We start from the raw sequence: 20,079 nt of genomic DNA, 5'->3' as shown, positions 1-20,079 counted from the left end.
TGGTCGGATAGACTTTCCCGTGGTTGACCATTGTAAGCCGAGCCGGCCAACTCCCGCCGCCCTGCCCCGAAAAGAATGCCCGATGCCCGTCCAACTGCCTGAACTGCCCTACGCCCGTACCGCGCTGCAACCGCACATTTCCGCCGAAACCCTGGACCTGCACCACGGCAGGCACCACCGTGGCTACGTGGATACGGTCAATGCGCGCATCGCCGGCACCGAGCTGGACGAGCTGCCGCTGGAGGAGATCGTGCGCAACAGCCAGGGCAGCCTGTTCCAGGCAGCGGCGCAGGCGTGGAACCACGACTTTTTTTGGCAATGCCTGCACCCACGTGCCGGCGGCGACCCACGCGGCGTGCTGGCCGAGCACATCAATCGCCAGTTCGGCGATGTGCAGAAGTTGCGTGAGGAATTCAATCGGGCTGCGCTGGCAGTATTTGGCTCGGGCTGGACCTGGCTGGTGCAACACCCGGACGGCAAGCTGGCTATCGTCAGCACCCGCAACGCCAACACTCCACTGACCGGAGAGAGCGCGCCACTGCTGGTCTGCGATGTGTGGGAACACGCGTATTACAACGACTACCAGAATGAGCGCGCGCGCTTTCTGCAGGCGTTCTGGAAGCTGGTGAACTGGGATTTCGTTGAGGCGCAGCTGCGCTGAGAGCGCCTGACAGCGCAACCGGACACTATGCCCGCGATCCTTTGGCTTTGGCTTGAGCCGTCATTCCCGCCTGCGCGGGAATGATGCCCTGAGAATTTCCGCGCCGTTCCAACGCAACTCACTCGTGCGCAGCCACCGCATCCAGCACACGTGCCGAATACACCAAGGCCGCCCCCGCATTGAGCGCCACCGCCACACCCAGCGCCTCGGCGATTTCCTCGCGGCTGGCGCCCTGTTTCAAGGCAGCGTCCACATGGGTGGTGATGCAGCCATCGCAGCGCGTGGTCACCGCCACCGCCAGCGCGATCAGCTCACGGGTTTTGCCGTCCAGATGATTGGTCTGCGCACCAGCACCACTCAAGGTGATGTAGCCCTTGAGCGTATCCGGCGAGAGCTTGCCGAGCTCGCCAATACGCCCCTTCAACTCACGGCGGTAATCATTCCAGTCGAGCATGGGAGGTTCTCCAGTTGGGACTGGAGAACCTTACTCCGGCAATGATTAGCTCGCCGTCATGCCACCACGACGCAGCGTTTCCACCACCGGCGCAACCTGCGCCTGACGACCCAAAGCTTCGCCGACGCGCAGCAGGGCGTCAGCCAGCGCCGCCGGGGCGTCATCACGCAGGTTGGCGTGGCCAACCTTGCGACCGTCGCGGGCCTGCTTGCCATAGTCGTGCCAGTGACCGGCAGCTTCGGCCAGTACAGGCTTAGCGTCAGGCATCTGTCCCAGCCAATTCAGCATGCAGGCGTGGCCGAGCATGCGGGTATCGCCCAATGGCAGGCCAAGCACGGCGCGAACATGGTTCTCGAACTGCGAGGTTTCAGCACCATCGCTGGTCCAATGGCCCGAATTGTGCACGCGTGGCGCCATTTCGTTGGCCAGCAGTTCTTCGCCACGACAGAACAGCTCCAGCGCGAATACGCCAACATAGTCCAAGCGCTCGGCAACGCGACGCGCATAGGCAATCGCGGTGGCTTGCTGCCGGGCAGACAAAGAGGCCGGTGCCAGACTGGCCGACAGCACACCATCAACGTGCCAGTTGGCGGTCAACGGCCAGGCGCGGAATTCGCCGTCGCGACCACGTACGGCCACCACGCTGACTTCCCGCTCGAACGCCACAAAGCCCTCGAGGATCAGCCCGGTCTTGTCGACCTGCGCACCCAGCGTCTGCCAGGCCGCATCGATGTCCGCCGCGTCACGTATACGGAACTGGCCCTTGCCGTCGTAGCCCAAGCGCCGCGTCTTGAGGATGCACGGCATGCCGAACTCGGCGACCTTGGCGGCCAGCTCGTCGCGACTGCGGATATCGGCAAAGGCCGGCAGCGCGATGCCCAGCTCCTGGAACAAGGTCTTTTCGCTGAGCCGATCCTGCGCCACCGCCAGCGCGGCCGGATTCGGGAACACCGGCTTGCGCTCGGCCAGCCAATGCGCACTGGCAGCAGGCACATTTTCGAAATCGAAGGTGATGACGTCGACCTTGGCTGCAAACGCAGCCAGTGCCTCGGTGTCATCGAAGTTACCCACCTGCAACGGCGCCACCTGCCCTGCACACGCATCGGCGGCAGGATCGAACACCACGAAACGCAGGCCCAGCGGAGCTCCCGCCAGCACCATCATGCGAGCCAGCTGGCCGCCACCCAGAATGCCAACCGTGATCATTGGCGCGGATCGTCCGCAGCCATCACGTCTTCGGTCTGGCGTGCGCGGAAGGCTTCCAGCGCGGCACCAATCTGTGGCTGCTCGGCAGCCAGCATCGCCGCGGCGAACAAGGCCGCATTGGATGCGCCTGCATTGCCGATGGCAAAGGTCGCCACCGGGATGCCCGCAGGCATCTGCACGATCGACAGCAACGAATCCATGCCATTGAGTGCCTTGGACTGCACCGGCACGCCCAGCACCGGCACGGCGGTCTTGGCGGCCAGCATGCCCGGCAGGTGCGCCGCACCACCGGCACCGCCGATGATCGCGCGCAGACCACGCGGGCCCGCCTGCTCGGCATAGCTGAACAGCACATCCGGGGTCCGGTGCGCTGAAACTACCTTCACTTCATACGGAACGCCCAAAGCATCAAGCTTCTGGGCGGCGTGCTGCATGGTTTCCCAGTCTGAGCGGGAACCCATCACGATGCCGACTAGCGGCGCGGGGTGGTTGGGGGTCATTGGCCGTCACCTGCTGCAAAGACGTATTCTAGCCGTCTTCCCCGCAAGACCACGAACTGATGGACCGCAAACTGCTCGACCTGCTCGTCTCCCCCGACACCCGCCAGCCGCTGTTCCTGCTGGAAAGCGCCGGCCTGGAAGCCCTCAACCGCGCCATCGGCAACGGCAGCGTGATCCGCGCCGACGGCAGCCCGCAGGCCCAGCCACTGCGCGAGGCCCTGATCAGCGGCGACCGCAAGCAGGTCTTCCGCGTCGATGACGGCATCCCGGTGCTGCTGGCCGATGAAGCCATCGCCACCGCCCAGATCACCGACTTCCCGGCCAAATAATGCTGCCGCACCCGCCGCTGGCCCCGCCGCAGGAACAGATCGACGCCGATGTCGCCCGCGCCCTGGCCGAGGACATCGGCAGCGGCGACGTCACCGCCGCACTGTTGCCCGATGCCGCCGACGTCGCCTACCTGCTGTGCAAGCAGGACGCGGTGATCGCCGGCCGGCCCTGGTTCGACGCCACCCACCGTGCACTGGACCCGCAGGTGCGGATCGATTGGCGGGTGCTGGAAGGCGACCACGTCAGTGCCGGCACGGTGCTGGCCACTCTGAGCGGGCGCAGCCGCAGCCTGGTCAGCGCCGAGCGCACCTCGCTGAACTTCCTGCAGACCCTGTCCGGCACCGCCACCATCACCGCGCGCTACGTCGCGGCGGTGGCAGGCACCAAGGCGCGCATCCTCGACACCCGCAAAACCCTGCCCGGCCTGCGGCTGGCGCAGAAGTACGCGGTGCGCTGCGGCGGCGGCGACAACCACCGCATCGGCCTGTTCGATACGGTCATGCTGAAGGAAAACCACATCCGCGCCGCCGGCTCGTTGACTGCCGCCGTGCACGCCGCACGCGCACAGCAACCCAAGCTACCGCTGGTGGTCGAAGTGGAAGACCTGCAGCAGCTGCAGGAGGCCTTGGCCGCCGGCTGCGAGCGCATCCTGATCGACGACTTCAGCGCGGCGATGCGCCGCGATGCAGTGCGCATCACTGCAGGGCGGATTCCACTGGAAGTCTCCGGCAGCGTCGACATGAGCACGTTGCGCGCCATCGCCGAAGACGGCGTGGACTGCATCTCCATCGGCGGCCTGACCAAGCACGTACAGGCCATCGATCTGTCGCTGAAGCTGGGTCCGCCGCCGCGCTGACTCACGACACGCACACGGCCCCGGCTGCGACACTCCCCCCCCCACCCCCCGCGGAGCCCGCTGTGGCATATCGTTTCCTGTTGTGCGGCCTGACCCTGCTGCTACCAGCCCTGCCCGCGATGGCAGCCGAAGCCTGCGATGTGCCGCCGCGCTACGGCGTAAGCGAAGCCGCCAAGGCTGTGGTCGCTGCCGCCTGCGGCGAACACCGGCTATGGTATCGGCCCTTCATCGACCGCGATGGCCGCATCGCCAGCCTTGGCGTTACCGAGGCCGAGAACGAGCATCTGGCCGACAACGGCCTGATCGCCTGGCAGCGCGTCGTCGGCTATTGGCGTGATAGCGGCACGCTGGGACCGATGGGAGCGATCCCGGGGGCCAGCAGTTGCGCCCAGCCGGCCGGCAATCGCTACACCGACAGCGACTGCCGCGCATTCCTGATCGACAACCCGTGGTCGGCGGCCTTCATTTCCTGGGTGATGACACGCGCAGCCGTGCCGGGTTTCGTCCGCTCGCCGCGCCATATCGATTACATCCGCGCCGCCTATCAAGGCGGCAGCAACGGCATGCCGTACCGGCTCGCCGATCCGGCAAGCGAAAAACCGGCCCCCGGCGACATGTTGTGCTTCCTGCGCGACCGCAGCAGCACCTTGAATTACGCCGGACTTGTCCAGGCGCTTGGCAGCGGCCGCGCTGGCAACTGGAAGTCGCATTGCGAAATCGTGGTCAGCGCCAACATGGGCGGCGACCGCACGCTATATCTGATCGGCGGCAACGTCGCCAACTCAGTGGTGATGCGCAAGCTCATGCTTGATCGCACAGGCCTGCTCGAACTGCCCAAAACCAGCGCTGCGCAGGCAAGCAACTCAGCGATAGAGCAGAGTTGCTCACCGGGCCACGAGGAAGAATGCAACCTCAATCGACAGGACTGGGCGGCACTGTTGAAGCTGACCGCCAGCAACCCCGCACCGGCATTCAATTCAACCGCGCCCTTGCCACCACCTCCGGACGAACCGATTCCTGCACCTGTCACCCACTGAGGCTTGCCTGCGCAGCACGCAGGCATCCGCTGCGAACGGAAGGGCTGCGCATGGATGAGCAGATCGCCTAAAGTGCTCGCATGCCTACCCTTCTTATCCTGATGATTGTCGGCGCGGTTGGCTTTGCCTTCTGGGACCGCTCCCGCGCCGCTGCCGACCGCGCCACCGAACTGGGTCGCAATGCCTGCCGCGCTGCCGACGTGCAATGGCTTGACCAGAGCGTGCACAGCACCGGCCTGCGCCTGTGCCGCCTGCCCAATGGCTGGCTGGGCTTCGAGCGCAGCTTCCGTTTCGACTATTCCTACGACGGCCAGGATCGCCACACCGGCCGCATGGTGTTGCGCGGCCGTGAACTGATCTCGTTCAGCGGCCCCGCCGCCGCACAGATCGGCCGCCTGCGCAAAAGCACAGAAGAAGCCGAAGACATCTGATCCACGGTAGTGCCGAGCCATGCTCGGCAGGGGCATCACCAGCACACCCGACCGGTAGTGCCGAGCCATGCTCGGCAGGGGCCTTGCCGACAAACCCATGACGCGGCACGCATTTTGTGGGAGCGGCGTAAGCCGCGAAGCTGATGCACCGGAAATTGCGAACATGCCAGCGACCTGACAGGACCGTGGCTTCGCGGCTGACGCCGCTCCCGCAACCACCTGCAGGCACTGCGTGGGAAGCCCCAGCCGAGCATGGCTCGGCACTACACAATGCCCCCAAACAAAACCGCCGCCTTGCGGCGGCGGTGGAATTATTTGACTACCCGCAGGAACGGGCGCTTTGCTGTAGGTTGCGGACGCTCTGGCGGATCAGTCGGCGGCGTATCGTCGTCATCCGGCGTGGTCTCGGTGCCGGGAATGTCATCCGGCAAGGCCATCCCCTGCCCGGTCTCCCTTGCATAGACAGCCAGGATGGCCGAGATCGGAACATAGACCGGGAAACTGGTTCCAGAGAAGCGCGCTGTGAAGCTCACCGCGTCATTGTCGATATGCAGGCCAACAACCGCGCGCTCGGCGATATTGAGCACGACCCGCTCCTCCTTCACCGCACTGCTCGGCACCTGCACGCCGGGAACCCCGGCATCAACCATCACGTGCGGCGTCATGCCGTTGTCGTTGATCCACTCCACCAGCGCCCGCAACAGATAGGGGCGATGGCTGCTCATCCGGAAAGTTTCTTCAGTCATCACACAAGTGTACGCGGCATTGAAGCGCGATCACCGCCCAAGGGCGGTGATCGATAAGTTCGGATACAGCCAGCAGCTGCTCAGCCTGGCAGTTCGCGCAGCTTCTTTTCCTGATCGGTCAGGCTCCGCACGAAACCCGGATGACGGAAGATGCGATTGCAATAGTCTTCGATCGCCTTGCCATCCTTGGGCAGCGCAACACCCAATGCCTCCAGCCGCCACAAGATAGGAGCTATCGCGCAGTCGGCCAGGCTCATTTCCGGGTTCAGGAAGAACTTCGACGCCTTGAACAGCGGCACTGACTGCGCCACCAGTTCCTTCAGGCGTTTGCGCCCGGCCTCCGCCTGGCTCTTGTTGCCCATCTGAATAGCCTGCACCTGCGGAACCCAGTCATGTTCGATGCGCAGCATCGCCAGACGCAGCCGTGCCCGCGACAAGGGGTCAACCGGCATCAACGGCGGGTGCGGATAGCGCTCGTCCAGGTACTCACTCACCACCGAAGCGGCGTACAGCACCAGCTCGCGCTCAACCAGGGTCGGCACGGAGTGATACGGATTCAGATCGATCAGATCTTCCGGCGGGTTCTGCGCATCGACCGGCACCAGATCGTAAGTCACGCCCTTGGCCGCCAGCACCAGCCGCACCCGATGACACAGGGCATCGTCGTTTGCAGAGAACAAGGTCAGGGTATTACGCATACGCACACTCGCCGCCATCAAAGGCTCTCCATCGGTCGGATTCCGCCAACCTTACGGCCCCGCCAGCACTTTGCCGACGGTGACCACGGTTACCCGAGTGTGCCAAGCCACAGGCGCAGTTGCCAAGGCCCCCTGCGCACAGCCCCCGGCTTGCACCCAGCTCAATGCACGTCTTTCCAGTACTCGGTCTTGACCAGATAGGCCAAGAAGGTCAGCAAGGCCAGGAACAACACCACCCAGACGCCCAGACTCTGCCGTTTGAGCGCAGCCGGCTCGCCTGCATACTCCAGGAAGTTGGTGATGTCGCGAACCGTCTGGTCATAGGCCCGCGCATCAACCTTCCCGGGCCCTGCAAGTTTGAAGCCCACGACAGGCGGATCAATACCTTCCTGCTCGGCCTTGCCGTGGATGGCGTGCTGCATGCCCTGCAGCTCCCACAGCGGGTTTGGCATCGAGGCATTGGGGAACACGCTGTTGTTCCAACCCAGCGGCCGCGATTCGTCCACATAGAACGATTTCAGATAGCTGTAGATCCAATCGCTGCCACGTACCCGCGAAATCAGGCTCAGGTCCGGCGGCATCTTGCCGAACCATTTGGTCGCTTCGTCATGCGGCATCGCCACCTGGATCTGCTCTCCGTAGGCCGCGCCGGTGAAGTTGAGGTTGTCCATCACCTGCTGTTCGGTCAGGCCGAGATCCTCGCCCATGCGCGAGTAACGCAGGTACTTCAGCGAATGGCAGCCCGAGCAGTAGCTCATGTAAGCCTGTGCACCACGCTGCAGCGATGCGCGATCACCCAGGTCATTGCCAGCCTGCATCAGCTTGCCGCCACCGGAGGCAAACGCCGGGGCACAGAACAGCATCGCGGCAGCCATCGCCAACCGCACAATCCACTTGTCAGTCATGCGTCGTCACCCGGTCCGGTACCTGCTTGGTGCTGTCGATCTTCGTCCAAAGCGGCATGGTGATGAAGAAGGCGAAGTACAGGAAGGTCAGCACACGGCCCACCCAGGTCTCCCAGATCGCCGTGCCCGGGCCGGAGCCAATCACGCCCAGCCACACGAAACACACCACCAGGATGCCCAGCATCACCTTGGAGATCGGGCCACGGTAACGCACCGACTTGACCTTGGCCTTGTCCAGCCACGGCACCAGGAACAGGATGGCAATGGCCGAGAACATCACCATCACACCGCCCAGCTTGTTCGGCACCACCCGCAACATCGCGTAATACGGCGTGTAATACCAGACCGGCTTGATGTGCTCAGGTGTCACCAGGCGGTTGGCCTCGGTGAAATTGTCGTGTTCAAGGAACAGACCGCCGAACACCGGCGCGAAGAAAATGATGAAAGCTGCCAGGGTCAGCAGGAAGCCGACACCCACCAGATCCTTGACCGTGTAATACGGATGGAACGGGATGCCATCGGCCGGTGCGGTTGGCGACCAGCGGTTGCCCTTGGGCCCCTTCTTGATCTCGACACCGTCGGGATTATTGGACCCCACTTCGTGCAGCGCACCCAGATGGAGCACCACCAGCAACAGCAGCACCAGCGGCATCGCGATCACGTGCAAGGCGAAGAAGCGGTTGAGCGTGGCGTCGCCGGGCAGGTAGTCACCCATGATCCATTCGGTCAGGCCATTGCCGATCACCGGAATGGCACCGAACAGCGAGATGATGACCTTGGCACCCCAGAACGACATCTGGCCCCAGGGCAGTACATAGCCCATGAAGGCTTCGGCCATCAGCACCAGGTAGATCAGCATGCCCAGGATCCACACCAATTCGCGCGGCTTCTTGTAGCTGCCGTACATCAGCCCGCGGAACATGTGCAGGTAGACCACGATGAAGAACAGCGAGGCACCGGTGCTGTGCATGTAGCGGATCAGCCAGCCCCACTCCACGTCACGCATGATGTACTCGACCGAGGCGAACGCCTCGGCCGCGCTGGGCTTGAAGTGCATCGTCAGGAAGATGCCGGTGACGATCTGGTTGACCAGGATCACCATCGCCAAGGAGCCGAAGTAGTACCAGAAGTTGAAGTTCTTCGGCGCGTAGTACTCGCTCACATGCTTGCGGTATACCGGCACCAGGCCGGGCGCACGCTCATTGACCCAGTCGGCCACTCCACTGACGGTGCGGGTAAGAATGTTGTCGGCCATGATCAGGCTGCCCCCTGCGGATCAACGCCAATGACAAGGGTGTTGTCATCCACATAATGGTGCGGCGGCACCAGCAGATTGATCGGCGCCGGCACGTCCTGGAACACGCGCCCGGACATGTCGAAACGCGACTTGTGGCAGGGGCAGAAATAGCCCCCCTTCCACTGCGCGTCGTAAGGCTCGGGGCGGATCTCGGCAACCATCTCGGGCGAACAGCCCAGATGGGTACACAGGCCCACCAGCACGGAGATATCCGGCTTGATCGAGCGGAATTCGGGATTGCCCTTGAGCACGTAATCCGGCTGCTGGTCCTTGTTGCCGGACTCCGGATCCTTGAGCCGCGCATCCAGGGTAGGCAATGCCTGCAGGATGGCCTTGGAACGTTTGACGATCCAGATCGGCTGGCCACGCCATTCCAGGATCAGCCGTTGGCCTTCCTGCAAAGCGCTGATATCGGCAGTCACCGGAGCACCGGCCAACTTGGCACGGGCACTGGGATTCCACGACTTGATGAAAGGAACTGCGGCGAAACCAACACCGACTGCCCCGACCACAGCTGTGGTCGCTGTCAAAAACCGCCGACGTCCGGTGTTGACTGGATCATTTACCCCATCGTTTGCCATCCGGCACTCCGATAATGATTAGGTAGCTAGAGGCTGCCAACGGTCTGGTGGGGGCCATCCCGCTCTGAATCGAATCGTTCCGGAGTGTAGCGGAACGCTTAACGCTGACACAACGCGATCAAACACCAGTCCGCGAAATTTGTCACGGCCTGCTGCAACAGAATCATTCGGGGACAGTCTATTGGCGTGTGGCCAGTTCGCCACGGTAGCGGTCGGCCAGCTGTGCGACCCGCTGCACGTAGTACTGGGTTTCCTTGTACGGGGGCACACCTCCATGCCGGTCCACCGCGCCTTCGCCAGCGTTGTAGCCTGCTGCGGCCAAGGTCAGGTTGCCATTGAAACGACGCAGCAACCACGACAGGTATTGCACGCCACCGCGGATGTTCTGGCCGGCGTCATAGGAATCGGACACCCCGAAGCGGCGCGCCGTAGGCGGCATCAACTGCATCAGTCCCTGGGCCCCGGCGCGACTGAGTGCGGTCGGGTTGAACGCCGACTCGGCATGGATGATGGCGCGAACCACCGCTTCCTCGACACCGAACTCGCGCGCGGCCGAGGCGATCTCGGTGCTGTAGGCCTGTGTGTTCAGCCGCACCGAGCCGAAGTTGACGCGTGAGTTCACGCCGCAGGCGAAGCAGCGCTCGATGTAACTGTATTGAATGGTGCGCACCGCACCGATGTTGGCCACCTGGGTTGGCCGGCTGCTGGTGTAGTGGCGCACCCCATCCTTCATATAAGAGTAGACCTGCCCGCTGACCACCCGCTGCGCCCGTCCTGCGGTTGCTGGCGCTGGCGTGGGCGGCACTGCGACGGGGGCGGCCTGCGCAGCCACCGCCGTCGAACTGCCACTTTCACTGGTTGCGGGAGCCGCCGCCTGCGTAGCCGCCGCAACCGGGGCTGCGACGGGCGCAGGGGCTGGCGGCACATAGCGCGGTACATCGCGCGTCGGCCGATAGCTGCTGACCACGCTGCAGCTCGCGCCACTGACACGTTTGCTGACGTAATTGGGTACTCCATCACTGCCAACACACTTGTATAGCGTGCCGGCACAGGCCGGCAAAGCGACCAATGCAGCTGCAAGAAAGCCGGTGATCCCCAAAATCCCCTTCATGGGTGGGAGTCTCCCAGCTTCGCCGGGGCTTGCCAAGTATTTGACGCAGCGGTTTTCGTGCTGGGGCCGGCAGACCGATACAATAGCCAGCTACGAATGCAGCCCCAGCGGCTGCGTGCCCGCCCACCCGTCTGGAATAAGCGCCATGCCCGGGACGCCAGCTACCCCCTTGCCGATCACGGCCGGCTCTGCCGCGCCTACTGTTGAAATGACCACACCTGAATTGATTCCCCTGCCCGGCCAGCGGCCGACGGTTGCCGGCGGCGCGCGCGGCAAGCTCTACATCAAGACCCACGGTTGCCAGATGAACGAGTACGACTCGACCAAGATGGCCGACGTACTCGCCGCCGCCGAGGGCCTGGAGCTGACCGACAACCCCGAAGAAGCTGACGTGGTGCTGGTCAACACCTGCTCCATCCGCGAGAAGGCGCAGGAGAAGGTATTCAGCCAGCTCGGTCGCTGGAAGGCGCTCAAGGCCAATGGCCGCGACGTCATCATCGGTGTCGGCGGTTGCGTGGCCTCGCAGGAAGGCGAAGCCATCGTCAAGCGCGCGCCCTACGTGGATCTGGTGTTCGGCCCGCAGACCCTGCACCGCCTGCCTGAGCTGATCCGCGCCCGCCGCGAGCAGAACAAGCCGCAGGTGGACATCAGCTTCCCCGAGATCGAGAAGTTCGACCGCATGCCCGAGCCGCGCGCCGAGGGCCCGTCGGCCTTCGTCTCGATCATGGAAGGCTGCTCCAAGTACTGCTCGTTCTGCGTGGTGCCGTATACCCGTGGCACCGAGGTCAGCCGCCCGTTCGAGGACGTACTGGTCGAATGCGCCCAGCTCGCTGAGCAAGGCGTACGCGAGATCAACCTGCTCGGCCAGAACGTCAACGCCTACCGTGGCCCGTATGGCGATGGTGAGATCGCTGACCTCGGCCTGCTGATCCGCACCCTTGCCGAGATCGACGGCATTGGCCGCATCCGTTTCACCACCTCGCACCCGCTGGAGTTCAGTGATTCGCTGGTGGACGCCTACCGCGACGTGCCGAAACTGGCCAACTACCTGCACCTGCCGGTACAGGCCGGCAGCGACCGCGTGCTCAGTGCGATGAAGCGTGGCTACACCGCGTTGGAGTTCAAGTCCAAGATCCGCAAGCTGCGCGCGGTCCGCCCGGACATCTCGATCAGCTCGGACTTCATCGTTGGTTTCCCTGGCGAAACCGATGCCGATTTCGAGAAGACCATGAAGCTGATCGAGGACGTGGGCTTCGACCAGAGCTTCTCCTTCATCTATTCGCGCCGCCCCGGCACCCCGGCTGCCGACCTGGAAGACACCACCAGCGATGCTGACAAGCACGCCCGGCTGTCGCGGCTGCAGGCACATATCAATGAACATGCAGCCGGCATCTCCGCGCGCATGGTCGGCACGGTACAGAACGTGCTGGTCGAGGGCCCTTCGCGCAAGGACCCGAATGAGCTGACCGGCAAGACCGAGAACATGCGTTCGGTGAACTTCCCGGCCAGTTCGCGGCTGATCGGGCAGTTTGTCGATGTATTGATCACCGAGGCCTTCAGCAATTCGCTGCGTGGGCGTGTGGTTACGCAGGACTGAGGTTGCCTGACCCAGGATTGCCGGGCTTGGTTGGCGGAGCCACTTCTTGCGGACAAAGGGCTGCGAGGGCTTGGACCGAAGTTCGCTGGTCCGAAGCAGGAGCCCCCTCACCCCCTGCCGCCGCGCCCCGGCCCCTGCGCTGGCGCAAGGTCGTTCGATGGGCAGCGAACCAGTGGTTCGCAAACCGCCCCTCTCACCCCGCAAGCGGGAGAGGGGAGAGCCTTCGCCGCTTGTTTGGCTGTTGCCCGGCGGCTGCGGTCATTTATTCGCCACACCGACTCGGAGCCCGCCGTTGTTGGGCTGCGCACGGTTATCCACATGTTCATCCCGAATCGATCCACATAAATTGTGGACAACTCGTCAGCTGATAACCGTCAAATGTGGCGGTTTTTTAACCAACCCACCAAGAGGCTTATGCCGCAAGGGCTGGACAGGGATATCCACAGCTTGGCCCACGCCACATCCACATCGACTGTGGAGAACCCTGACGGCGGCTCTCGCGCTGGTGGTCCGCCAGCCACGGGGGTACCCTTCTCCGGTCCAAGGCACGGCTTCGCCGGCCAGTAACTGCTGGTGAACATGACCACTACAACGCATCGCGATTTCACGCTCGACCCTGTTGACAACGAGCGGCTGGCCAATCTGGCCGGGCCGTTCGACGAACACCTGCGCCAGGTAGAACTCAAACTCGGCGTGGAAATCGCCAACCGCGGCAATGTCTTCCGCGTCAGCGGCCCTGGCAAGACCGCACTGGAAGCGGAAAAGCTGCTCAAGGCGCTCTACGCAGAAGCCGCCGAAGCCGTCTTCGACAGCCACGCCATCCATCTGCGCCTGAACCGGGCCAATGTCGATCACGTGACCGAACAGGCCTATGAAGCCCAGGAAGTAGCGATCAAGGTCAAGCGCGGCACCGTGCGTGGTCGCGGCCTCAACCAGGCCAGCTACCTGCACCAGATCGCCACCCACGACATCAGCTTCGGCATCGGCCCGGCCGGCACCGGCAAGACCTTCCTGGCGGTGGCGATGGCCGTCGATGCTTTGAACGAATCACGCGTGCAACGCCTGATCCTGGTGCGCCCGGCGGTGGAAGCCGGCGAGAAGCTGGGCTTCCTGCCCGGCGACCTCACCCAGAAGGTCGACCCCTATCTGCGCCCGCTGTACGACGCCCTGTACGAGATGCTGGGCGTGGAAAAGGTGGCCAAACTGCTGGAGAAGAACGTCATCGAGATCGCCCCGCTGGCGTACATGCGCGGGCGCACCCTCAATGACGCCTTCGTGATCCTGGATGAGGCCCAGAACACCACCATCGAACAGATGAAGATGTTCCTGACCCGCCTGGGTTTCGGCTCGACCGCCGTGGTCACCGGCGACCTGACCCAGACCGACCTGCCCAAGCACGTCAAATCCGGCCTGCGCGACGCCATCGAAGTACTGCGCGGCGTGGACGGGGTCAGCTTCACCTTCTTTGAATCGCGCGACGTGGTGCGCCACCCCTTGGTGGCCCGCATCGTCAGCGCCTATGACCGCCGCGATCTGCAGCAGGTCAAACCCGGAGCAAGCGAATGACCAAGGGTCCCGAGCGCCTTGATGTCGCCGTCAGCTACGCCCTGCCCCGCGCCGGCCTGCCGGCAGCGGTGAGCTTCCGTCGCTGGGTGGCTGCCGCCCTCAAGGGCCGCATCCGCGAGGCCGACCTGGCCATCCGCGTAGTCGATGCCAAGGAAGGGCAGTCACTGAACCGCCATTACCGGGGTAAGGACTACGCTACCAACGTGCTCAGCTTTCCGGCCGAGCTGCCCGAAGGCCTGCCCAAGGGCGTGAAGTTCCCCTTGCTGGGCGATCTGGTGATCTGCGCCCCGGTAGTCGCCCGCGAGGCCGAGGAACAGGACAAGGCGCTCAACGCGCATTACGCCCACCTCACCGTGCACGGCGTGCTGCATCTGCTGGGCTGGGATCACGAGGACGACAAGGAAGCCGAAGCCATGGAACAGCTGGAGCGCGAGATCCTTGCCGACCTGGGCATCGCCGACCCCTACGCCAACGAGCAGTAGTGCCGAGCCATGCTCGGCAGGGGCCTTCCCCGCAAGATCAAAAGCGCCCCTCATCCCAGCCCATATCCCGTAAGCGGGAGAAGGGCAAACGTCAAGGCCGAAAGGCCCATGTAGTGCCGCGCCATGCTCGGCACGCGCCTGCCCGATAGGCTGCGAGGCTGTAGGAGCGGCGTCAGCCGCGAAGCTGACATTCCATGAGCGCCTGGAATGACTGCAATCAGGAGATGTATCTGCTTCGCGGCTGACGCCGCTCCTACAAAACAGCACTGCGCCTCAATGCCGCTATCATCGGCTCCTGCACTTCACCAAATGAATGCCGTGCGCTCGATTTGCCTGCTCCCCCTATTGCTCGCCGCAACCGGCTCGGCCGCCGCCCAGCCCACCATCGACCTGCCCGCGCTGATCGAGTGCCGGCAGAGCGTCAGTGAGTTCGCGACATTGGCCCCCATCGCCAATGATCCGCTGAAGGCCGTTGCACTGGGCTGGCGGCCGCTGCCGCAGGGCAACCTGTTCATGGCCGAGTACATGCTGAACACTCCGATCACGGTGTTCGGCCATAGCGCCGACCATATCGCCATGGCCGGCGGCACCATCATCGCCATCCTCGACATGCCCGATCCGCGCCCGCTGGCCAAGCAATTGGAGCTGGAAACCGGCTATGACGCACCGGACAAGTTCATGGCCGGCCGCGAGCTGGTCAGCCGCGATGTCAACGACGCCAAAACCGGCGAAGCGCTGATTGAATCGGTGATCCTGGGCGTGTCCACGGTCAAATCCCACCCCGGCAAAACCCTGGCCGGCTGCACCTACAGCCTGGACCTGCCGGCCGAGGGAGAAGCTCCACCTGCGCCAGCCAAACCGGCCGATACCCCGGCCGATGTGCCGCCGGTAGCGCCCAGCGTGCAGACCCCCAACCCACCGGCGGCTTGAGCGGGCGGCGGCAAACATCCTGCTAGACTTGCAGGCACCGCCCGGCGTGCCGGGTGCAGTCAAACCAAGAGATGTCTGAAGACGACAGTAGTACCTCGCCCGAAAACGGCGAGAAGAAACGCAGCTGGCTGGAGCGCCTGGGTTCGGCGTTCTCCAGTGAACCCCATACCCGCGACGAGCTGGTTGGCATCCTGCAGACCGCACAGCAGGACGGCCTGATCGCCGCAGACACCCTGCGGATGATGGAAGGCGCCATTTCGGTGGCCGAGCTGACCGTCGGCGACGTGATGATCCCGCGCTCGCACATGGTGTCCTTGCCGGTGGACCGGCCTTTCATCGAGCTGATGAAGCAGGTGGTCGATTCCGGCCATTCGCGCTTCCCGGTGCACGGTGAGAACAAGGACGACATCCTCGGCATCCTGCTGGCCAAGGACCTGTTGCGCGGCGTGGTCGCCGACAACAGCCATGCCAGCGTGCGCGAGTTGTTGCGTCCGGCAGTGCTGATCCCCGAATCGAAAAAGCTCAATGTGCTGCTCAAGGAGTTCCGGCTCTCGCGCAACCACATGGCCATCGTGGTCGACGAGTACGGCGGCGTCGCCGGCCTGGTCACCATCGAGGACGTGCTGGAGCAAATCGTCGGCCAGATCGACGACGAGCACGACGAGACCGAAGACCACACCTCGCAGATCGCCATCCTCGCCGATGGCCGCTACGTGGTGGACGCGCTGACCACCATCGGTGACTTCAACGAGCGCTTCGGCGCCGAGTTCTCCGATGACGATTACGACACCATTGGCGGACTGGTCACCGAGGCCGTCGGCCATCTGCCGGAAATCGGCGATGAGCTGACCCTGGAGCGCTTCGTGTTCCGGGTGGCCAAGGCCGATGCGCGCCGCGTGCAGGCCTTCCACGTGACCATCCTGCCACCTGAAGACCAGGACGAAGCTTGATCACCCTGCGCCTGCCGCGGCTGCTGTCCGCGTTTGCGTCGTTGTTCCTGCTGCTGGCCGCAATGGCCAGCAGCGCACAACCTGTCGCCAACCAACCCAGCCAAACCAACGCACACCCGGCACCACGCATCGGCGTGGTGACCATGCTTCCGGGCGAAGTGTTCTTTGAACGCTTCGGCCATGACGCACTGGTGGTGCTGGACCCGGTAACGGGGCAGGCAACCTCGTACAACTTTGGCTTCTTCGATCCGTCCGAGCCGGATTTCATCGGCAACTTCGTGCGCGGCAGGATGATGTATTACCTGGTCGCGCTGCCGCTGGAGCAGGACCTGGCGCAATACGAGAGCGTCGGCCGTGGCGCAAACATCCAATGGCTGGATCTGCCGCCGGCTCAGGCACAGGCGCTGGCCGATGCACTGGCCGAGCGCGCCAAGCCCGAAAACGCACGCTACCGCTACGACTACTTCACCGCCAACTGCGCCACCATGGTGCGCGACAGCCTGGACCAGGCCATGGGTGGCGCCCTGCAATCGCAGCTGGCGGGTCGTTCGCGTGGCAACAGTTACCGCAGCGAGTCGGTGCGACTGGCCTCACCTTCGCCGTGGATGTGGCTTGGCTTCGACATCGGCCTGGGCCCGAATGCCGACCAGCCGCTGTCACGCTGGCAGGAAGCCTTCGTCCCCATGCGCCTGGCCGACAGCCTGCGCGAAGTACGCAACAGTGAAGGCCGGCCGCTGGTACAGGCCGAACAGGAACTGCTACCGCAGCGTCTGCCGCCGGAGCCAAAGGAAAAGCAGCGCTCCTGGTGGCCATGGCTGCTGATCGGGCTGGCAGTTGCTGCTGCACTGTACGCCGCACGTCGCAAGCTGCGCCTGATCGGTGGGTTCGCACTGCCGTTCTGGTTGTTCTGCGGCATTGCCGGTGGCCTGCTGGCCTTCCTGTGGGGTTTCAGCGAGCACCAGGCGGCCTGGGCCAATCGCAACCTGCTGTTGCTCAACCCACTGGCACTGCTGTTGATTCCTGGCGCATGGAGCCTGCTGCGCGGACGTCAACCGCGCGCCTGGTTCCGCGTCGTCCTGTGGCTGATGACCGGCATTGCGCTGCTGGCGTTGCCGCTGCATTGGCTGTCGCTGCAGGCGCAGTTCAATATGCAGTGGATCGTGCTGCTGCTGCCCATCCACGTCACACTGGCGCTGATCCTGGGGCGCCGCAGCTTGGCGTTGTCGGCCAGCTGAGGCACGATGCCGGGATGACTACCGGCATCACTCCAACTCCCGCCCAGGCCAACCCGGCCTGCGTGATCAATTGCACCTGGTACGGTGCCGACGGCACCCAGCGTCCGCTCGACCTGGACAGCATCAGCGATGTACTCGCCGACGACGCCAAGGGATTCGTCTGGGTCGGCCTGTACGAACCCAGCGACGCGATCCTGGACAAGGTGCAGGAAGAATTCGACCTGCATCCGCTGGCGATCGAAGACACCCGCAAGGCGCACCAGCGGCCCAAGATCGAAACCTACGGCAATTCCTTGTTCGTGGTGGTGCACACCGCCCAGGTGGTGGATGAGCGCATCCGCTACGGCGAAACCCATGCATTCCTCGGCCCGCGCTTCCTGGTGACGGTGCGCCACGGCGCCTCGCTGTCGTATGCGCCGGTGCGCGCGCGACTGGAACAGGAGCCCGAACTGCTGGCGATGGGCCCCTCGTTCTGCCTGTACTCGGTGCTCGATGCGGTGGTCGATCACTACCTGCCAATCACCGACAGCTTCCGCGACACCCTGGACCTGCTGGAAAAAAACATCTTCGCCGACACCTATGAGCGGCGTACGGTGATCCGCCTGTACGAGCTCAAGCGCGAGCTCAACAAGATGCGACTGGCCGTTGCGCCGCTGCAGGATGCCCTGGCGCAGCTGCAACGCAACCAGGCGCAGCTGATCAACGAAGAAGTACGCCTGTACCTGCGCGATGTGCAGGACCACGCCGCACGGGTCAACGAAGCCATCGATACCCTGCGCGAAATGCTGGGCACCGCACTGAGCGTCAACCTGTCACTGGTGACGCTGGCACAGGGCGAAACGGTCAAGCAGCTCGGTGCCTGGGCCGCGTTGCTGGCAGCGCCGACCCTGGTGACCAGCTGGTATGGCATGAACTTCGCGAACATGCCGGAGTTGGCAGGGCGCTACGCCTACCCGCTGCTGATGGTCGGCGTCGGCGTGATCTGCGTCGTACTTTACCGCCTGTTCAAACGTTCCGGCTGGCTTTGATCAGCCACTTCGTCTTTCGAGAGAGCAACCATGCAGCATGACCACACCAATCCCGCACGCCGCAACTTCCTGCGCAATTCGCTGATCGCCGGTGCCGCCGCGCTGCCGCTGTCACAGATCGCTTCCGCGCAAACCGCCAGCAGCAACGACACAGGCCTGCCGGAATCGATGCGCGCCCTGAAATCGGTCGCCGCGCAGGTTGTACCGATTGGCAATGACGAGCGCATCGCGCGCGTTGCCAAGGCACAACGACTGATGGCCGAGCATCACATCGACGCAGTCTTCATAGGCGCGGGCAGCTCACTGACTTATTTCACCGGCATGCACTGGTGGGACAGCGAACGCCTCACCGGCGTGATCATTCCGCGCAGGGGCGAGCCGGTCTACGTGACACCGGAGTTCGAGCGCGTGCGCACGCTGGAGCAGATCAAACTCGGCAACGATGTGCGCGGCTGGCAGGAAGACGAAGACCCCTATGCCCTGGTCGCCAAGGTGCTGCGCGACATGGGCCATGCCACCGGTACGCTGGGCATGGAAGAAGCCGTGCCCTACTTCCGTGCCAAAGGCATTGCCGATGCCCTGCCGCAGGCCAAGGTGGTACCGGCATGGCCGGTGGTAGCCGGCTGCCGCCGGGTCAAGAGCGCGGCCGAACTGGCATTGATGAAGCTGGCCAATGAAGCCACGCTGGCGGTATACAAAGCAGTCTGGAAGGCCTTGAAGCCGGGCATGACCGAGCAGGACATCAGCGGCCTGCTGGCCATGGCCTACGCGCGTACCGGCCTGAATGGCGATGCCAGCGTCAACGTCGGCAAGTACACCGCCTCACCGCATGGCTCGGACAAACCGCAGCACCTGGTCGAAGGCACCCCGATCATCTTCGACGGTGGCTGCCGCGCCGGTGGCTACACCAGCGACATCACCCGCACCGTGGTGCTGGGCCAGCCCGATGACGAGATCCGCAAGGTATTCGACATCGTGTTGAAGGCACAGACGGCCGCATTGAATACCGCACGCCCGGGCGTGGCGATGGGCGATGTGGATGCCGCTGCCCGCAAGGTGATCAGCGACTCCGGCTATGGCCCGGACTACCGCTATTTCAGCCACCGTCTCGGTCACGGTATCGGCCTGGACATGCACGAATGGGACTACCTGGTACGTGGCAACAAGCACCTGCTGGAACCGGGCATGACCTTCAGCGACGAACCCGGCATCTACATCCCGGACCGCTTCGGCGTGCGTCTGGAAGACATCCTCTACGTCACCGAGGATGGTGCCGCCCTGATGACCCAGCAGAGCAAGTCGATCGACCAGCCGTTTGGGTGATTGGAGCGGCATTGGTGTTCTTGTAGGAGCGGTGTAAGCCGCGAAGCAACTGCAAAATCAGAAGCCGAAAAGCCTACCCCTCCCCAACCCTCCCCTTCGCTGCGCGAAAGGGAGGGAGCGTAGTGCCGAGCCACGCTCGGCAGGGGCTTTACCAA

22 protein-coding genes are annotated in these 20,079 nt (G+C 63.9%); 13 read left to right on the top strand and 9 right to left on the bottom strand.

Features of this window, described 5'->3' with window-relative positions; all coding sequences use genetic code 11:
* Window positions 1–82: 82 nt before the first annotated feature.
* Entirely contained in the window at window positions 83–661 is a 579-nt protein-coding gene (locus tag ACVOL0_RS00905) for a superoxide dismutase (RefSeq protein WP_481547467.1), read from the top strand.
* A gap of 118 nt (window positions 662–779) precedes the next feature.
* Here ACVOL0_RS00905 and ACVOL0_RS00900 read toward each other — a convergent pair whose 3' ends face one another.
* From ACVOL0_RS00900 to purE, 3 genes are read right to left on the bottom strand one after another with little or no spacing between them, the layout of a single operon-like run.
* Window positions 780–1,115, bottom strand: a complete 336-nt coding sequence (locus ACVOL0_RS00900; protein WP_282267792.1) for a carboxymuconolactone decarboxylase family protein — start codon at window positions 1,113–1,115, stop codon at window positions 780–782.
* 45 nt (window positions 1,116–1,160) lie between these two features.
* Window positions 1,161–2,321, bottom strand: a complete 1,161-nt coding sequence (locus ACVOL0_RS00895; protein WP_481547466.1) for a 5-(carboxyamino)imidazole ribonucleotide synthase — start codon at window positions 2,319–2,321, stop codon at window positions 1,161–1,163.
* On the bottom strand, window positions 2,318–2,821 hold the full coding sequence (gene purE, locus ACVOL0_RS00890; RefSeq protein WP_057629361.1) for a 5-(carboxyamino)imidazole ribonucleotide mutase: 504 nt from the start codon (window positions 2,819–2,821) through the stop codon (window positions 2,318–2,320). Before purE ends, ACVOL0_RS00895 begins: the two co-directional genes overlap by 4 nt.
* 59 nt (window positions 2,822–2,880) lie before the next feature.
* Between purE and ACVOL0_RS00885 the strand changes: the two genes are divergently transcribed.
* The 4 genes from ACVOL0_RS00885 to ACVOL0_RS00870 all read left to right on the top strand — a co-directional run bounded on the left by ACVOL0_RS00885 (window position 2,881) and on the right by ACVOL0_RS00870 (window position 5,475).
* Window positions 2,881–3,150, top strand: a complete 270-nt coding sequence (locus ACVOL0_RS00885) for a Trm112 family protein (RefSeq protein WP_481547465.1) — start codon at window positions 2,881–2,883, stop codon at window positions 3,148–3,150.
* Window positions 3,150–4,007, top strand: a complete 858-nt coding sequence (gene nadC / locus ACVOL0_RS00880; protein WP_481547464.1) for a carboxylating nicotinate-nucleotide diphosphorylase — start codon at window positions 3,150–3,152, stop codon at window positions 4,005–4,007. The genes ACVOL0_RS00885 and nadC overlap by 1 nt, the downstream gene beginning before the upstream one ends.
* A 119-nt stretch (window positions 4,008–4,126) precedes the next feature.
* Window positions 4,127–5,044, top strand: a complete 918-nt coding sequence (locus tag ACVOL0_RS00875; RefSeq protein WP_481547492.1) for a DUF2272 domain-containing protein — start codon at window positions 4,127–4,129, stop codon at window positions 5,042–5,044.
* An 80-nt stretch (window positions 5,045–5,124) separates the two neighbouring features.
* Entirely contained in the window at window positions 5,125–5,475 is a 351-nt protein-coding gene (locus ACVOL0_RS00870) for a DUF3301 domain-containing protein (RefSeq protein WP_481546165.1), read from the top strand.
* A 311-nt stretch (window positions 5,476–5,786) separates the two neighbouring features.
* Here the strand turns inward: ACVOL0_RS00870 and ACVOL0_RS00865 are convergent, their stop codons facing one another.
* The 6 genes from ACVOL0_RS00865 to ACVOL0_RS00840 all read right to left on the bottom strand — a co-directional run bounded on the left by ACVOL0_RS00865 (window position 5,787) and on the right by ACVOL0_RS00840 (window position 10,813).
* Window positions 5,787–6,221 (bottom strand): ClpXP protease specificity-enhancing factor, encoded by a 435-nt coding sequence (locus ACVOL0_RS00865; RefSeq protein WP_481515592.1) that lies wholly within the window; start codon window positions 6,219–6,221, stop codon window positions 5,787–5,789.
* Between the two features lie 80 nt (window positions 6,222–6,301).
* Window positions 6,302–6,937, bottom strand: a complete 636-nt coding sequence (locus tag ACVOL0_RS00860; protein WP_481547463.1) for a glutathione S-transferase N-terminal domain-containing protein — start codon at window positions 6,935–6,937, stop codon at window positions 6,302–6,304.
* Between the two features lie 143 nt (window positions 6,938–7,080).
* Window positions 7,081–7,824 (bottom strand): cytochrome c1, encoded by a 744-nt coding sequence (locus ACVOL0_RS00855; RefSeq protein ID WP_481547462.1) that lies wholly within the window; start codon window positions 7,822–7,824, stop codon window positions 7,081–7,083.
* Window positions 7,817–9,079: a cytochrome b gene (locus tag ACVOL0_RS00850; RefSeq protein ID WP_062166378.1), complete on the bottom strand. Its 1,263-nt coding sequence runs from the start codon at window positions 9,077–9,079 to the stop codon at window positions 7,817–7,819. The genes ACVOL0_RS00855 and ACVOL0_RS00850 overlap by 8 nt, the downstream gene beginning before the upstream one ends.
* A 2-nt stretch (window positions 9,080–9,081) precedes the next feature.
* Window positions 9,082–9,702: a ubiquinol-cytochrome c reductase iron-sulfur subunit gene (petA, locus tag ACVOL0_RS00845; RefSeq protein WP_057629370.1), complete on the bottom strand. Its 621-nt coding sequence runs from the start codon at window positions 9,700–9,702 to the stop codon at window positions 9,082–9,084.
* Between the two features lie 178 nt (window positions 9,703–9,880).
* Window positions 9,881–10,813 carry a lytic transglycosylase domain-containing protein gene (locus ACVOL0_RS00840; protein WP_481547461.1) on the bottom strand — a complete coding sequence of 311 codons (933 nt, stop codon included), beginning with the start codon at window positions 10,811–10,813 and terminating at the stop codon, window positions 9,881–9,883.
* Window positions 10,814–10,958: 145 nt separating this feature from the next.
* Here ACVOL0_RS00840 and miaB point away from each other — a divergent pair, with 145 nt between their 5' ends.
* From miaB to ACVOL0_RS00800, 8 genes are all read left to right on the top strand, one after another.
* On the top strand, window positions 10,959–12,410 hold the full coding sequence (gene miaB / locus ACVOL0_RS00835) for a tRNA (N6-isopentenyl adenosine(37)-C2)-methylthiotransferase MiaB (RefSeq protein WP_481547460.1): 1,452 nt from the start codon (window positions 10,959–10,961) through the stop codon (window positions 12,408–12,410).
* 579 nt (window positions 12,411–12,989) lie between these two features.
* The gene (locus ACVOL0_RS00830; protein WP_303746860.1) at window positions 12,990–13,976 is read left to right on the top strand and encodes a PhoH family protein; all 987 of its coding nucleotides are present in this window, start codon (window positions 12,990–12,992) and stop codon (window positions 13,974–13,976) included.
* On the top strand, window positions 13,973–14,458 hold the full coding sequence (ybeY, locus tag ACVOL0_RS00825; RefSeq protein WP_481547459.1) for an rRNA maturation RNase YbeY: 486 nt from the start codon (window positions 13,973–13,975) through the stop codon (window positions 14,456–14,458). The genes ACVOL0_RS00830 and ybeY overlap by 4 nt, the downstream gene beginning before the upstream one ends.
* A gap of 309 nt (window positions 14,459–14,767) precedes the next feature.
* Window positions 14,768–15,388: a hypothetical protein gene (locus ACVOL0_RS00820; protein ID WP_481547458.1), complete on the top strand. Its 621-nt coding sequence runs from the start codon at window positions 14,768–14,770 to the stop codon at window positions 15,386–15,388.
* Window positions 15,389–15,459: 71 nt separating this feature from the next.
* A complete protein-coding gene (locus tag ACVOL0_RS00815; RefSeq protein WP_282272562.1) occupies window positions 15,460–16,338 on the top strand; it encodes an HlyC/CorC family transporter in 879 nt (292 codons plus the stop codon).
* A 62-nt stretch (window positions 16,339–16,400) separates the two neighbouring features.
* Entirely contained in the window at window positions 16,401–17,573 is a 1,173-nt protein-coding gene (locus tag ACVOL0_RS00810) for a lipoprotein N-acyltransferase Lnb domain-containing protein (protein WP_481547491.1), read from the top strand.
* Between the two features lie 14 nt (window positions 17,574–17,587).
* Window positions 17,588–18,601 (top strand): magnesium and cobalt transport protein CorA, encoded by a 1,014-nt coding sequence (locus tag ACVOL0_RS00805; RefSeq protein ID WP_481547457.1) that lies wholly within the window; start codon window positions 17,588–17,590, stop codon window positions 18,599–18,601.
* A gap of 30 nt (window positions 18,602–18,631) precedes the next feature.
* The gene (locus ACVOL0_RS00800) at window positions 18,632–19,924 is read left to right on the top strand and encodes a M24 family metallopeptidase (RefSeq protein ID WP_481547456.1); all 1,293 of its coding nucleotides are present in this window, start codon (window positions 18,632–18,634) and stop codon (window positions 19,922–19,924) included.
* Window positions 19,925–20,079: the final 155 nt, after the last annotated feature.

It is taken from the genome of Stenotrophomonas sp. STEN021, assembly GCF_056760175.1.
Note: the sequence above shows the minus strand (reverse complement) of the source record. Positions and strands in the feature narration are given on the sequence as shown.